The 16,429-nt window shown below is 32.9% G+C and carries 13 protein-coding genes, 1 other RNA gene and 1 riboswitch; of the genes, 1 reads left to right on the forward strand and 13 read right to left on the reverse strand.

What is annotated here, in order from left to right; all coding sequences use genetic code 11:
• Positions 1-55: 55 nt before the first annotated feature.
• The gene (locus FS935_RS18655) at positions 56-547 is read right to left on the reverse strand and encodes a GNAT family N-acetyltransferase (protein ID WP_146950153.1); all 492 of its coding nucleotides are present in this window, start codon (positions 545-547) and stop codon (positions 56-58) included.
• Between the two features lie 132 nt (positions 548-679).
• Complete coding sequence (locus FS935_RS18660; RefSeq protein WP_146950154.1) at positions 680-1,264, reverse strand: hypothetical protein; 585 nt, start codon at positions 1,262-1,264, stop codon at positions 680-682.
• Between the two features lie 145 nt (positions 1,265-1,409).
• Positions 1,410-1,509, forward strand: a riboswitch (purine riboswitch).
• Positions 1,510-1,570: 61 nt separating this feature from the next.
• On the opposite strand from FS935_RS18660, the gene FS935_RS18665 reads away from it, so the two are divergent.
• Positions 1,571-2,761, forward strand: a complete 1,191-nt coding sequence (locus FS935_RS18665; RefSeq protein WP_146950155.1) for an MFS transporter — start codon at positions 1,571-1,573, stop codon at positions 2,759-2,761.
• A gap of 109 nt (positions 2,762-2,870) precedes the next feature.
• On the opposite strand, the gene FS935_RS18670 is transcribed toward FS935_RS18665, so the two are convergent.
• The 11 genes from FS935_RS18670 to ffs all read right to left on the reverse strand — a co-directional run bounded on the left by FS935_RS18670 (position 2,871) and on the right by ffs (position 16,231).
• Entirely contained in the window at positions 2,871-3,326 is a 456-nt protein-coding gene (locus FS935_RS18670; protein ID WP_146950156.1) for an SMI1/KNR4 family protein, read from the reverse strand.
• A 259-nt stretch (positions 3,327-3,585) separates the two neighbouring features.
• On the reverse strand, positions 3,586-3,936 hold the full coding sequence (locus FS935_RS18675) for a DUF6054 family protein (protein ID WP_146950157.1): 351 nt from the start codon (positions 3,934-3,936) through the stop codon (positions 3,586-3,588).
• 294 nt (positions 3,937-4,230) lie between these two features.
• Entirely contained in the window at positions 4,231-5,724 is a 1,494-nt protein-coding gene (locus tag FS935_RS18680; RefSeq protein WP_146950158.1) for a helix-turn-helix domain-containing protein, read from the reverse strand.
• Complete coding sequence (locus FS935_RS18685) at positions 5,717-6,229, reverse strand: sigma-70 family RNA polymerase sigma factor (RefSeq protein WP_240050962.1); 513 nt, start codon at positions 6,227-6,229, stop codon at positions 5,717-5,719. The genes FS935_RS18680 and FS935_RS18685 overlap by 8 nt, the downstream gene beginning before the upstream one ends.
• A gap of 349 nt (positions 6,230-6,578) precedes the next feature.
• Positions 6,579-7,118 carry a small multi-drug export protein gene (locus tag FS935_RS18690; protein WP_146950159.1) on the reverse strand — a complete coding sequence of 180 codons (540 nt, stop codon included), beginning with the start codon at positions 7,116-7,118 and terminating at the stop codon, positions 6,579-6,581.
• Between the two features lie 261 nt (positions 7,119-7,379).
• Positions 7,380-7,820: a DUF6376 family protein gene (locus tag FS935_RS18695; RefSeq protein ID WP_146950173.1), complete on the reverse strand. Its 441-nt coding sequence runs from the start codon at positions 7,818-7,820 to the stop codon at positions 7,380-7,382.
• 360 nt (positions 7,821-8,180) lie between these two features.
• Positions 8,181-8,552, reverse strand: coding sequence for a hypothetical protein (locus tag FS935_RS18700; protein ID WP_146950160.1), 372 nt, complete (start codon positions 8,550-8,552; stop codon positions 8,181-8,183).
• A 185-nt stretch (positions 8,553-8,737) separates the two neighbouring features.
• Positions 8,738-9,979, reverse strand: coding sequence for a serine hydrolase domain-containing protein (locus tag FS935_RS18705; RefSeq protein ID WP_240050958.1), 1,242 nt, complete (start codon positions 9,977-9,979; stop codon positions 8,738-8,740).
• Positions 9,980-10,079: 100 nt separating this feature from the next.
• Positions 10,080-15,161 (reverse strand): rhamnogalacturonan lyase family protein, encoded by a 5,082-nt coding sequence (locus FS935_RS24295; RefSeq protein WP_146950161.1) that lies wholly within the window; start codon positions 15,159-15,161, stop codon positions 10,080-10,082.
• A gap of 356 nt (positions 15,162-15,517) precedes the next feature.
• A complete protein-coding gene (locus FS935_RS18715; protein WP_158638654.1) occupies positions 15,518-15,796 on the reverse strand; it encodes a DnaA N-terminal domain-containing protein in 279 nt (92 codons plus the stop codon).
• Positions 15,797-15,965: 169 nt separating this feature from the next.
• Positions 15,966-16,231: signal recognition particle sRNA large type (gene ffs / locus FS935_RS18720), an RNA gene on the reverse strand.
• Between the last annotated feature and the right edge of the window lie 198 nt (positions 16,232-16,429).

Here is a 16,429-nt window from a genome sequence, read left to right on the forward strand (position 1 = left end):
ATTCATAGAGAGCCAGAATGAAAATCGACTGTTTAATAAGCACTAGTTTATAAAACTAAGAAAGATCTTCATTTACATCTAAGCTCATAATAAATTGTTCACCAATAGGACCCACTTTCCTTCTACCTGTATCTTGAAATCCAACTTTAGCATAAAGCTTTTGTGCAGGTATATTTTTATGGTTTACAGCTAAAATAATTTCATTACAAGTAGGAAATTCCTTCTTAACGAAATCTTCTAATAATATCATTCCTTTCTTCGCAATCCCTTTACCTTGATAGAGATAGTTAATTGAAAATGCTGTTAATAGCATTGCATGCGGATTATCTGTATACTCCATTACTCTTTTTGTTGAATGCAAAAGAAAATATCCAACTGGTTTTTCATTGCTCAATAATACAATTCGATATTGATTTTCTGTAACTTCTAAAACATCTTTAGGTAATGCTGTGAATTTTTCTTGTTCTTTAGGAAGTTGAAAAGAGTTTAAATGATCTAAATGTTCTGTTGAAAAGTGTGTTAATGTGACTTCTGTGTTATGATCCATAAAGTGTTCCTCCTGGCTTTGTTCAACAAATGAAATATAATTTTATAACTCTTGAATAAAAAATTCTACTTATATTTAATTTTCTCCTTCTTATATCTTCTACCCTTCCTTATGTACCATAAAAATATTAGTCTAGTTATGATTATTTTTATATTCTTTATACCACTGATGTATTTCATTTTGAATTTCTTTCCAATAAAAGTCAGCTAAAATGAATGGAAAACCGTTCTGTTTGATTTCTATGATCTCAATTTTGTTTCCTCCAAAATCAACAATACAAAAATTCTTATACGGTGAAGGAATAACCACTTTATCGAGTTTGTTACTATATAAAGCATTAATGGCATCTTTTTGTTGTTCAGTGATTGACCAATTTTCTTTTGTAGGTGTGCTGTTTGACGATTCACTATTAATAGTACCTCTTTGAGAAATTTCAGTTGATTTTATTGGTTCATCAACTATTTGAGTTTTATTTTTGCTTTCACTTAAGTTATTTCTTATGTGATGTAAAAGCTCAACAACCTCTGCTAAACCTAAGAAAAAAACTCCCGAAATAATGCCTGCACTTGCCCACATAATAAATGTTGACAGTAAAAATACTTCTTCATAACCATCATGAACACTTGAAAAAGTAAGACCGCAAAATATCCCAATTACAATTTCAACCCAACCAATTATACTTAGCGCAACGGCCATTTTATTTTCTTTATTGAACAAATTCTCCACCCCGTATTAGAAGTTAATAAAGTTAATATTACCATAATTTACAATTGATAAAGATTGTTTATTAATTATGATTTTATATTTGCTAATAAACACTTGAAAATAGGAATGAAATCTAGTAGAATCTTTTAAGTACTTTAAAAACTTGATATATATTACCTGTATAACCTCTAGAATATGGCTAGAGGGTCTCTACCAGGAGCCTTAAAATCCTGATTACAGAAAATGACCTCATCGTTTTCTGTAATCAGGATTTTTTTTGTTATTCTGTGAAAAATTTGAAAGGATGAAAATTAAGTTATGAATATAAAAGTTTTTATACTTGCGTTATCAACTGTTGCAGTTGGATTGGTTGAATTAATTGTAGGAGGCATCCTACCTACAATTGCTAAAGATTTTAACATTTCATTAAGCTCGGCTGGACAGCTAATTTCTGTTTTTGCTCTTATTTATGCTGTTGCCGGTCCTGTTTTACTAGTTATGACAAGCAAAGTTGAACGGAAAAAGTTGTATATTATTTCTTTATTTGTTTTCTTTACCGGTAATATTATGACCTATTTTAGTACTAGTTTTTCATTTATGATGTTTGCTAGAATTTTAACTTCAATGAGTACAGCACTTATTGTTGTCTTGTCTTTAACTATTGCAGCTAAGATTGTCTCTCCAGCACATAGAGCAAAAGCTTTAGGATTAATTTATATGGGGATTAGTTCATCACTTGTAATGGGTGTACCTCTTGGTATATTAATTTCAAATACATTAGGCTGGCGTGTCATCTTTTTAGGGATTGCCATATTGTCTATTGGATCAATTGTTCTTATTTCAATCTTTTTGGAGAAGGTTCCTGGAGAAAACATGGTTCCTCTTTCACAACAAATAAAAGCAATCGCAAGTGCGAAGATCGGTAGTGCACATCTTGCAACGATGTTTATGCTAGCCGGGCATTATACACTTTATGCCTATTTCACTCCATTTTTAGAAACGGAGCTTCAATTAAATTCAAATTGGATTAGTATTTGTTATTTATTATTTGGTATTGCAGCTGTAAGTGGTGGAGCTTTCGGAGGCATTCTATCGGATTCTATTGGATCTCGTAAAAGTATTATCGTCGTGATTAGTTCATTTGCTGTTGTTCTATTTTTATTACCTTTTACGACTTTTTCGCTTATCCTATTCATACCCGCTATGATGATTTGGGCAGCATTAAGCTGGGGTCTAGCACCACCACAGCAAAGTTATTTGATAGAAACAGATTCTGTTACATCTGATATACAGCAAAGCTTTAATAATTCAGCATTGCAAATTGGTATTGCACTTGGATCTGGTTTTGGTGGTATTGTTTTAAGCCAAACAGGAACTGTCTCTAAAACTGCATGGTTTGGTGGAGTTATTGTGATTATCTCTTTATTATTTGCAGTCTTTTCTATAACAAGAAAAACGACAAAAAGAGAAAAAACAATTTCATGTTCGTCAATGCAAAGTACTAATTAAACAATAATACTGGAATTGCTTAAACCTAATTATTAAACATATAAAAAGAGAGTGCATTTTGCATCTGCCCTCTCTTATCTTTTTTCTTGAAAAAAAGAGGGTTTGTTATTCAATCATCTTCATCAATATCATCTTCTAACTCAGAGTAAGACACGATAAATTCTATTAGATCTGAAGCTGATTTTTCTACTTCCTTCGTTTCGTGATACCAAATATATACTTCATTTTCCACTATATTGTCTTTTAAGCGAAAACATAAAATGTCCCCTGTACCATCTTCGCCAATAGCGATTAAATCATGTGCCATTCCTTCTTCTTTTACATCGTGATTTTGTCTTACAATATCATCCCATGTTCTTTTTAAGTTATCAGGATCTTTAATTGGAAATAAAGTCCATTCACCAATTTGAGCATTGTTTGTTAATTTACATAGTTCTTTGTATTGTTTTGGAAGTGCAGCACCTAATTGTTCTTCTGTTGATTTTAAGTTTATATCTGATACTCCTCGTTTACTTGATTTGATTCTAGTAGATCGAATATGTCTTTCATTGAGTTCGATCACCATCCTATTTTTTAATTACACTGTTTTTATACAAAAAAGGAAAAAGGTTTATTTCGTCCTTTAATTATTGAGAGTAGCATTTTCAACTAGTAAAACAAAATAAAATCATCAAGGACAAATATCAGTTGAAAGTAAACGAAATATAGGAAATACATTTACTATAGAATTACCTTTCAAGCTGAATGAAATGTAAATTAAGGCGATCTTATTGATTGCCATTTGTATCTTATTTATACTTAATAGTGGTTACCCATAAAAGTTATTAATCTTCTCGTATTACTTCAATTATATATGCTTCCAAAGGGTGACGAGCTGAATTAATAAAGCTTCTACCTGCTCCCCAACCTATATCAAATAATCCTTCTCCATTTCCGGTAGACACACATTTCATTATTGTTTCTCCTTCAAAATTGTCAATCGTTACTGTTAACGAGGCTGTACTACTATTTCTCAGAAAAAACTTTTCTAGCACAAATAGACAAATCCGTTTATCATCATCCGCAACCTTGTAATCATAAAACACGATTAGTTCCTTAATTTCACTATTCTCTGTTAGTATCATTGCTGCTTCAAAGGGTTCTATATTTAGTTTGAATTCGGAATATTTTTTCATTGTAGTTCTCCTTAATTATCATGGTGAATGTAGTTAAATAAAGTAAAAAAACTACGACTATAACAGTATATTTTTTGTGTAGTTCTAATAGATATATATACGAAACAAATCACTAAGAGTTTCGACTTTAGCTCCATTTATAAGAAATTCTAATGTAACGTATATAGATCAAGACGACATTTTTAAAATTAAATTATATGAATGCATAAATGAACAGACCAAATCGTAGTATGAATTGGTCTGTTCATTGTAGTCTATTTTTTCTAGATGAATTAAGTTGCTATTAAATTAAAGCTATTTCCTTTTTAGATCATCTATCAACCAATGTGTTGGAATCGGATCTAAACTACTTACTATATAAAATTTGTATTCATCACTTACTTCTTCAACCTCAAAAGATACCTCAAATGTTAATGAGTTATTAGATTGAATAAAAACTTCTTTAGGGTTTTGTATTGAGCGGATTTCCCCAATGTATTTCCTATCTTCTTTTTCTTCATTTAACTCAAACTTAAGCTCTGAAGGAGAGATCAATTCTTCACCATCACGAACATTTCTCACATTCACTTTAATGACTATTAAATGTTTATTCTCTGCTAATTCTTCTATATAAGAAGATTCAACTGTTGTTCCGTAATAACCACCTTTAACTGCTTCGCCATATACCATCATTCCTTGTTCCATTCTTTCAATTTGATTTTGTTCTTCTGCTGTCAAAGTTAAAGGGTTATTGTGTTCATCAAAAGCGGTATAGCCCTCCAGATTGGGTGTAAATTCTTTTGTGTCTATCGGGGTGTTTATTTGCAGCTTTTCTGAATAAATATAACTTGTAATTTCTCCATTTGAATCATACCCTTCAAATTTAACAAGAATACCTGTATCCTTATCAACCCAAAAACGGAAGCTTTCTTCGGGCATCATTCTATTTATTTGTGGATCGACAGTTCCTTTTAAAACAATCGTATTTTGACCAGCTATCTCTTCATTTTGCTTATCGATGTCCCACATTTTCACATCTCTTAGATAACTTGTTGCTTTTTCATATGGAAACAATACAGTAGTTCCAACTGGCGGACGTTCCCGGTATTCTGCATTGTAAATATCTAATGGATCAATACTAATTGCTTCTTCAACTGTAAAAGGTGTTTGTGAGGTAATCGGATGATAATCAGATTCAACGAATGTTTTTCTTGCTTCATCCAAATGCCATAAATTGCTTTCATTGTAGAAAATCTTATTGATATGTTTATCATTATTTTCAGGATATATATCAAATACAATTGAACTTCCACCTATTTGTTCCTTAGTACTGATTTCAAATTCTTCTATTGTAGTGCTAGTGGAACGATCATGATAAGTAGTAAATATCTCATATTTTCCAACTGCAGTATGAAAATGATCAATTGAGTTTAACATTTTTGTGAAAATTTCATTTTTTGACATGTCTTCGTACATTTCTTCCTTTTCAGGAGGAGTATAAATTGAAGTGGATGTTGTTCCTCTTTGATTTTTATCTTGTTCTTGTTCCTTTATTGGAAATGTTAATGGCTTGCTGTTAGTTGTTAAATTAAGTTCTTTTAATCCAAAATACCCTAATCCGAAAATTAAGATACAGCTTAAACTAGTGTTGATTATGTATTTTGTTTTTGAGCTAAAAAGAACATTTTTCTTATTCTGACTTTTTTGGACAGTACGTAATACTTTCTTTTTACTTTCTTCACTAAAGTCAATATTCTTAAGAACTGTTTCATTCATTTTCTCTTTTAAATTATCAAGTTTATTATTCATCTATACTACCCCCCTCAAGTTTTTCTTTAAGTAAAAGGCGAGCTCGATATAATCTAGACTTAACTGTAGGCATATTTAGATTAAGTAATTCAGAGATTTGTTGGTATGTTAGCTCTTCATAATAGTATAAAATAATAACTTCTCGATATTTAATTGGTAAACTAATAATTTTTTCCGAGATAAATTGACTACTCTCTCTTTTCATCAATTCTGCTTCAGGAGATTCAACTGACGTACTCCACTTTGCAAAAAATTCAGTAAAAAAAACATTGCGAAAGCTCCAGCTTTTTAATCGATCTTTACATAAATTAATTGTGATCCTGTATAACCATGTTTTATAAGATGATTCATACCGAAACTGATCCAATTTTTCATAACACTTAATAAATACATCCTGAGCAATATCTTCAGCAAATTGTTGCTGTTTTGTATAAGTATAGGCTAAACGAGTAATGCTCTGACCATACTCATTCATTAACCATTCCAATCTATGTTCTTTGCTCATTTCATCTTTCTTGTAAGGCTCATTAGTTTTTTCTCGTTCAATCAATAGGTTCTACTCCTTTCTTTAAATTAGACGATACAAAAGCACGATGGTTGTATGAATTTTCATATGAATAGTAAGTAAAACACAAAAAGACCCTACTTAAAAGGTCTTTAATAAAGGCTTTTTTCAAAGATTTTGTTGCTATTAATATCCGAAGAAAACAGCAAAGTATTAAGTCTAGTGGCATCTTTTCTTCATAAGATGATAGCTTTATATGCGAAAATACACTGTTTTTACTGCATATTTCGATTACATAGCAACAATCTTTTAGAAAAGAGCCTTAATAAAGCACTAGTTTGTTATATTCTTATTGTTGAAAAATCCTAGTAATAAATCCATCTTCTCCTACGTTCGGAATAAAATAAGAAACACCATAGCTTGAGGCAACAGCTGTTACGATTGTCCATAAACCTAAACTAACAAGCATCCAAGTTGTTACTAAGGACCTTTTTGAGCCAAAACTCATACCCATAAAAGCCGAAATATGTGAACCAACAAAAAATGGTCCGATAATCGCTAGCCCCGGCAATCCATATTTGTCAAATAACACCCTAGCACGTTTTGCTTTTTTCGAGTCCGTTTCTACTTCTACTTCTGCTTCATTCTCCAGTGTAGCTGCTTCCTGCTCACTAGCAATCATTCGTTTTTGTTTTCTCTTTTTACGCCATGTTTTTACTTTGTCAACAAACAAAATCAATAAAAGTATTGTTAGAGAATTACCAATAAAAGCTAGTATTGCAACAGGAATAGGAGACAATCCTCCAATTACTGCTAATGGAATAACAGTAATAAGTTCAAATAACGGTATAGCAGCCAAAATAAATACTAATAAATAAGATATAAACATTATAGTTCTCCCTTCAATTTCCTTATTATGAAAATATAATTTTATCACGAGAATGGATAAAATCGGTGTAATGAATGGAAATGATCACCTTTTTATTTCTTACTAGTCATTATTACGAAGAGTAATCAAAAAAGTTTCATCTTATTTCAGGTTGGGCTAAATTTTGGCAAATAAAAAAACCATCATAGTGATGGCCTAAAATTAGTAGTAAAGTATAGATTAACAAACAAGCAAATTATTATAGTAATTAAAGTTTGTTATTTATAACCCCAATTGTTTAATCTGATCAACTGTATCTGTTATTTCTTGCAGAGAAGTGAAGAATTCACTATTTTCAAGTAAAGCAGTATCAAACTTTCCATCTTTAATGTTGGTTAAGTACAAATCAATTCCTTCTAGGGCTGTGTTATTATGAGCGATAATTTGTTGATGAAGATCATTGGCAAGATCAGGCGCTTGAAGTTTATTAAAGGCCTCAATATCTTCCTTCATATCGGTTAGCTTTGTTTCTAAATCAAGTCGTGCTTGTTCGTCACTTACTGCCTGTTCAGCTAATGCTGGCACTTCTTGTACAAATGTATTCACTTCACCGACATAATCAGTTGCTTCATTCACGTAATTAACAGAATTGTTTACATCTTCAAGTAATGAACAACCACCAAGAAACACCAATGTTATGATTGAAAAAATCATTTGTTTCATTTTCAATTAAATACCCTCCGTCTATTTAACTTTGTCATTTATATTATATACGTTGTTCTTCTTAAATAGTTTCAAATTAGATATTTTAATTAAATGTTGGTATTTAAGCAGTGTTCGTTAGAAGCTATGTGATGGTGTTTACTGCTTTAATCTTATTCTGTTTTTTATCTTTCATTGGTATCAAGCCCTTTAGTGCTAATCTTTCGGTTATTATAAATCTTCATCGATGATATGAGAACCTTTTCAATAACATTTTTTTCATATACAAAACAAAGCCTCACATCTTTATTCATGAAAGTGTGAGACATAATATCAAGTATGTAAATAATAGTTGAGTAAATCATTATGTAAATCAGTCAGCTAATCGTGACTTCTCTTCACAGCTACAAAAAATTCCCCATGCTTCTCAAATAAAATACGATTTCCATCTTCTTTATACAAATACAGTTTGGTACCTATATCTAACGCATTACTATCAAAATCCATTTCTACTAAATTCGCCTCTACATCCATATCAACAATATTTCTTTTCACTTCCCCAAACTTCTCTCCCTTTGAAGCTTTATCAACTTTTTCACCTGTTAATTCGTATGCAGTATTATTTACGATTACGAAATCATATGCCCATGATATTTCTTCAGAAGTTGAAAGGGAACTACTTACTTGTGAATTATTACAGGCAAATAAAGTGAGTAGCAAAATCGCACAAATTAGCAAAATATAATTTTTCACTTCTATCCACCTCATTTTCATGCTTAGAAATATCTAACATCCTTTTTATATTAAGGTCATCGGATGTTTATCAAATAAATAGAAGTGAAGATTTATGTATGAGCCAGCAATAGACTTTCATACAACAAACTTAAAAGAAATGAATGAATTTAAATCTGTAAAGCTTAACTATTAATTAAACCTATTCACTTTAACGCTCCGTAAATAACCGAACGTAACCGTGGCTGATGAAATGCTTCAAAATTTGGTAGCAGTTGCTGCATATACACGGCTGATATTTTTTCTTTTGGATCAATTAGTACCCAAGTTCCAGCTAAGCCTGACCAGCCAAACTCTCCAATTGAACTATTGATTCCACCCACTGCTTGATCAGTTAATGTTCGAACACCTAATCCATAGCCATATCCTTTAAGATAATCCCAGTTATAATATGGAGTTTGTTGTTTTGTTAAATGATTTGTTGCCATAAGCTTTATCGTATTTTCACCTATTATTTTTTTGCCGTTAAATTCACCGCCATTAGCAAGCATATGTGCAAAACGACTGTAATCCTCTAGTGTGGATAAAAGACCTGCTCCCCCTGATTCGTACTCAGGAAAAATGTGAAATTGCATATCCATTTCTTCATTTTCATTTTTTACTAACCTTCCGTCTTCTTCACGGTTATATAAAGAAGCTAATCTATGAAGCTTTTCATCTGGAATCCTGAAAAATGTATCGTTCATACCTAGTGGAGTGAAAATTTCATCTTGAAAAAACTCACCCAGCTTTTTCCCAGATATCACTTCAATTAATGCTCCTAAAATATCATGACTTAAACCATAATGCCACTGATCTCCAGGGTGAAAAGCAAGTGGAATGCTTGCAAGAATTTGGGATAAACGATGATTTGTCAGTGATTCACGATTTTTTACTAATTTCTCGAATTCTTTAACAACCTGAATTTGTGTTTCATTTTCATTGCCTCCATACGTTAATCCAGAGGTCATTGTAAATAAATCTTTCACTAAAATGGGACGAGAGGCTGTTACGACTTCTACAGCGCCACCTTCATTTTTTTCGTATACTTTTGAATTTTTGAATTCTGGTAAATAATCACTAAGATGATCATTTAGTAAAAATAATCCACGCTCATATAACATCAGTGCAGCAACACAAGTAACAACTTTTGTCATAGAATAAATACGGAAAATCGTATCTTCTTTCATCAACATTTTTGTTTCTTTATCAGCAAAACCTACAACATCTTTGAAAACGGTCTCATTATTATGCATAACTTGCATAGAGCAGCCAGCTGGTCCTTTTTCTACAAAGCTTTTTAGTAAAGGGTGTAATCGATTATGTAATAAATTCAAACTAATCTTCCTCTCATTTACTATTCTCATTTTTTCGTATATTCGTATATCTATTATTTCGATTTCTGCCACTCTTTTTCCTCTATTTTAAGTCTCTGTTAATACATTATGTTATAACAAATAAGCACCAGTATGAAAAATCATACTGGTGCTTGAATTTGATTAAAATCTTTTACTTAATTAATATTGAAGCAAAGTTAATTAAAATTTCTGATTGCTCTGTTGTAAAATCCTTACCAGCTTTAGCTTTAACTTGGTTTATATAAGCGCCTATTTGTCCATCTCTTGCTTTCGTGTTTCCTTTATCATGAGATTTTTTGGCTGCTTGAAGTTTACTAAGATATGGTTTCGGATTTTTGTTGCTATTGTCACTTTTTGCTAAAAATTGTTCAGTTAAGCGACCTAAACTATCATAATCTACTGTGACGGAAATCGTAATTATTGCATTTGTTTGATTTCCTGCTAAATCTGTAGCATTAGCTTCTATAGTATGTGGGCCTACTCCTAACTGATACGCTGGAGATTTTAAATCTTTGCATGTTGAGCTGTCAATACCTGATAATGCATCTTCAGCTAAACATGTAACATTTACTTCTTGATCAACAGCAAATTCAGTTTGATCTTCTACTGAAAACGTAATCGTAGGAACTGTTTGATCAATATTAATCTCCACAGATTTTTTCTCTTCTTTATTTCCTGCTTTATCTACACTCCAATAGGATAAAGAATGTTTTCCATCTTCTGTAATACTTACCGAATTCCCTTGTTGTTCTTTTTCTTCATCTAAAATAAAGTGTGTTGTTTCAACTCCAGAATCATCATCTTCTGAAGAAAACTTCACTGTGACTTGTTCACGATACCAACCATTATTCTCTTTAGCTTCGATTTCATGTTTTGTGACTGGTGCCGTTTTATCCGGTCTTTTAATTTCAACGATATCAATATTAGGTGTTGGTGGATTTTCCATTCCTTCACCAATAAAGAAGCTTGGATGTGGTGGTTGATTATAACCAACATTTTGCCATGCGATCGCTACTCTGTATTGTGGATCATGCATCAAAGTAAAGATTCGATGTTCAGTTTCTTCTGTTGGGATATAAACTCTTAATGCACTGCTATCCTCTGTTCTCCAAATAATTTCTTCACGCCAATCTCCAAATAGATCTGCTTGTAGAACTGGCGTACCTTTTGTTGAGTTATTTGATAGAGTACCTTCAGCAGTTAATATGTTTACAAGTTTTCCATTTTCATAATCCCATTTGTCAATTGTGCCAACACCAGCACCTTTTTCTTGATCAAAATTATGGTCTGCTAGTTCACGAAGAAGATCTCCATCCCACCAGATGGCAAAATTTGAAGATGGAATTGATTCTGAGATTTTTTCTCCTTTTGCTGTGTGTAAACCGCCAACTCTGCTGTTCCAACCACCAGAGATTGCCCATGCTTCAGCACCATTATGTCTAGGATCAATATCTGCTGCTAAACCACGACCTGTGTCTTCTCCAGTTTTTTGTCCCCATAATACTTCACCAGTTTCTGCATCACGAAGATCATAACCAAATTCTGCATTTTTATTTTCTTGTACAGCAAACACTTCAAGTCCAGGTCGATCAGGTACTAAATCACTTACATGAAGTGCATCACCATGACCTAATTTTGTATTATACAAACCTGTTCCATCATCGTCTATTGTCATTGCACCATATACAACTTCGTCTTTTCCATCTTTATCAACATCTGCAACACTTAATGAGTGATATCCTTGACCTGCATAATCACGATATCCTTCATTACTAGAATCAAATGTCCACTCTTTCGTAAGCTTTCCTTCTCTCCAGTTATAAGCAGCCACAACAGTTCTTGTGTAATAACCACGAGCCATGATAATACTTGGTTTTTCACCATCAAGATAAGCGACACCTGCTAAGAAACGATCAACACGGTTACCGTAAGAATCTCCCCATGAACCTACATCACCTCGAGGTGGATCATAGCTTGTTGTTTCAAGTGCTTTTCCAGTTTTACCTTCAAAAATGGTTAAAAATTCATCACCTTGTAATACATAGCCGGAACTATTTCGATGATCAGCATCAGCACGACCAATAACATTTCCTTGTCCATCTATTGTGCCATCTGCTGTTTTCATTGCTAATTCCGCTGCACCGTTTCCGTCAAAATCATAGACTAAAAATTGTGTATAATGAGCACCAGCACGAATGTTCTTACCTAAGTCAATACGCCATTTTAATGTTCCATCAAGCTCATAAGCATCAATATATACATTTCCTGTATATCCTGCTTGGGAATTATCCCTTGAATTGGTAGGATCCCATTTTAATACAAGCTCATATTCTCCATCACCATCAAGATCTCCAACACTTGCATCATTTGCACGATACGAATAAGGATCTCCAAGTGGTGTTTTTCCATCTTCAGGTTTTTGAAGAGGAATATCAAAATAGTTTTCACTTAAAACGGTCGTATCTTCATGTGTTTTTTGTTCTTTTCCATCTAAAATTGTACGAATTTCATAGACAGAACTCTCTTTTCCATCTTTATCTACAAAATTAGTGCTTGTTGCAATTGGTTTAGAATTAATTTTTTCACCATCACGATATACATTAAAACTAATATTCTCTGGGTCAGTACCCAGCATTCTCCAACTAACGAATATGCCTTCTTCTGTTTTAACTGATACTGGTGAACGATCTAAGTCTTCCATTTGTTTTTTAAGTACTGTAACAGCAGGAGTTTCCACACTTGATGATAGTTCTGATACGCCTCCAGCACTCACAGCAGCAACTTTATAAAAATATGGAATTGTTGTTAAAACAGTTTCATCTTTATAACTTGTTTTTGCTGATTTACCAATGAATTCAAATTTTCCATCTTTCTTTTTTGCGCGATAAACATTGTATGTGATCGCTTCCTCAACTTTATCCCAGCTTATCGTCAAATCGTTTTTATTCACTTTTCCGACTTGAAGATTTTCAGGAGCATTTGGAATTGGTTTTGAATCATCAATCATTGTAACTTCTAAAGGCAATGATGGTACAGTTTCTACGTTTACCGAATCAATCGTTGTTGCTGTATATTCATAGTTCATTCCAACATCTACAGAAGTATCCGTATATGAATTCGTTGTTGAACTTCCGATTAATTCACTAGAATTTGCTCCAGCTATTTTACGATAAACATTATATTTTACTGCATCATCTACAGCTTTCCATGATAAAGTTAAAGATGGATTTGTTGCATTTATCACTTTTTCTTCAACTTTTAGTTCAGAAGGAGCTAATAATATTGGTGTTAATTCTACACCATTAATAATTCCTGTTGATCCTCCAAATTCAAAGTTCATTTGACCATCTTTTACAGAAACTTGTGGTATTACTTTTGATGTATAATTGCTTCTTGGAGCAGAGATTTGTCCATAGTCGATGTTTTCAATTGCTACTGTTGAACGTGCACTTCCTAAGAAATCCCCAACATATACTTTTACAGCATATAGTCCATTCGGGACATCGGCATTAAATTTCCAACCAACACTAAAGTAACCTAACCAATCACGTAGAAGATCTCCACCTGTTCCGCGATCTCGTCCAATCATTCCTGTTGGGTCGACAATTCCATAGCCTCTTTCAGCAGAATACACTGTTGATAAATTAACTTCTGTATATCCTTCAGCAACAGGATTGCCAGCTAAGCCGAAATCAAATTTTGTTGTTGCTTTTTTTGTTACAACTTTTACTGCATCAGATTTCTCTGATTCACCTTTACCATTAATAGCTGTTACAACAACATCATATGAAGTGCCTTCTTCCATTCCTGTTATGCTTAATCTAGGAATTGTTGATGTTCCAATTAAAGCATATTCAGTTTCAGTTGAAAGCTTGCGATACACTTTATAAATATCTGTTGCTTCAACATCATTCCACGTAAGTGTAGCTCCAGCATTGCTAATACTGCTTGCTGCAACACCAGTTGGTTTTGCAGGAACATTAGCTGGTGGTTCAATATCAGCTACATAAGAAGATAAATTATTATTTAGTTCTTTTATTCCTCCAGATAATAATCGTGCAATTTGAATCGCACCATATTCTTGGAAATGAGTATCATCTTTTGATCCATTAGGAAACGCTGTGTAAATACCAGGCTCAGTGTGTAAAAAGACAGAAAGTGTTCCCTCTGGTCCAATCGTGTCATAATAAGCGACACTTAATGAACTAAGATCTACTAAAGGAACTTCAAGTTCTTCAGCAACCTCTTTCATGCCCTTTACATATTCAGGAAAGCTGACATTAAATTTTCCGGTATCTGCATTAAAATCTCTTCGTCCTACAGGAGTTACTAAAATCGGTTCTGCTCCACGCTGTCGAGCACCATTAATATACGTTTTTAAATAGTTTTTATAATCCGGAACAGATGCATAACGCTCTGGACGGCTTATCGTAGCGTCATTATGTCCAAATTGAATAAGAAAAAAGTCATTTGGCTTAATTTCTCGTAAAATATTATCAAGTCTACCTTCAAAAATAAATGATTTTGAGCTTCTTCCACCTATTGATTGATTGTCAAATATAATATCAGAAGTGAAAAATCTAGGAATCATTTGTCCCCAACCAGCTTCAGGCTTCCAATATTCATCATAAGTTTGGACAGTAGAATCACCTGCAATAAAAACTGTTTGTTTTTCCCCTGCTGTTCTCTTTGGAAGCTGTTCGATAATTAGTCCATTAATCTTTGGTGATGTACCCGTAAATTCCAGTGTAAGTTGTCCATCAATAAGAGCTATGTCAAAAGATCGTTCAATAAATTCACCCTTATTCATCGTTGTATCTTGTACTTTTTGAATCGTTTCAGCTTTTACCCCTATAGCTGTAGCTTCTGCTTCATCTCCAGCAACAACTGTTACCGAATAATCTCCATTAGGAAGATCAACGTTAAAAGAAGTTTCAGTTGTCATTGTAAAATCAGATTTTAATGCATCAGATGTACCACGATCAGTTGCTGTAACCTTCGTAATATCTGCAAAACCAAATTTCTGTTCAGCTGAATATGCGCTACCATTCGTAACCTTTGTAAAACCCTCCATGACTGCACTTTCATTTGATCCAAAATCAAATTTCTTCACAACCAACTCTTCTGCTGCGGAAGCTTGATTTGGATTAACTGGTGCTGAAGCTAGTAGAACAACTAGGCTAAGTGAAGTTACAAAGAACTTTCTCCAGTTTTTCTTCCCCTTTGTTTTCAATAAGTTTACTCCCTTTCTTGATTTAGTTTTTAATACTGTTAAAGAAATCTACTTTAAAAGCACCTCCATATTTATATTGGTAAACGCTTACATTTTTAATAGTATTCTATATATCAGTGGATTTCATATACAGAAATCAGAGATGAATGTTTAAAAAACAGAGGCTGAGCATAATTGATTCTTTGTAACTAGATTAAAAATAGGTAAAAAGGTCGAGTAATATATTTTGAAGAGGGAGTATTTAATGCTTTTGTATGAGGGTGTAATAGATTAGGAGAATTGGGAGCAATCAATATGAACTCCAATTAGGAGAAAAAACAAAGTTTCCAAAAGAAACTTCGTTTTTTACGTATCTCTTATAACAAAGAACTTATTGTATTAGAAACTTCTTCATCATTTTTAGAAATAATCTTCACTTCAACTTCTTTGTATAGTATCTTTTCAGCAGTAGTTTTTATTAAAGATGAATAATGTTGCTTAATCCAATCTGATGCAAATTCATTTTCTGCAGTAACTATTATTAATTTTTCTTCGTTTAAGGCTATGTTTGCTCCACTAAACCAAGTTTTAAATGCTTTAGGACTGATTTCTGATTTAATAGCTTCGAATATATCGTCTTGAAGTGTGTTGTGCACTAAATTTCCTCCTCTAAAAATAACTAATCTCTACATTATTTTACCATTTTTCATATAGTAACCTACTAGTTTTTGTATTTATTTATATGTTTTTCCATGAAGTTTTAAACAAAAATAAAACCCTCTTATTTGTAAGAGAGTTTAGTAAGTATCATATTAAAGTAATAAACCGTGCACCTTTCTTTGATACGGTAACATAAGTGCTACTCATATAGCCAGCTCAATCAGGGCTACCCTCGGCACACAGAAGATTCTACTTATGGCTGCTCCCTTCCAGGCCTGACCAAGTTCATAGATTTCTGTTGCGAAGACCCAGATAGTCATCACCGCTTGTATAAGTCTAACCTTACATAAACCGTACCGCTAGAAAGGAATTCAACCCCGCTAAGGCGGATTGCAGGTTACAGGGCACCGCCATCTCCCCATCTAGCACGGTATGTATAGTTGTTATTTCTACTAATGTTAGTGATAGGAACGAAAACACTATTGTGTTCCTCGTATAAATATACTTTATCATGGAAATTGAGTGATTTGAAGAAGCAAATAATGTCAGGAATGGATATTAATATAATTCGACAAAATCCGGGTGGTGACAGTGATTGACCCCCTTATAATGGACATATAAGTTATGAT

Source organism: Metabacillus litoralis, from assembly GCF_007994985.1.
GTDB classification, from domain to species: domain Bacteria; phylum Bacillota; class Bacilli; order Bacillales; family Bacillaceae; genus Metabacillus; species Metabacillus litoralis.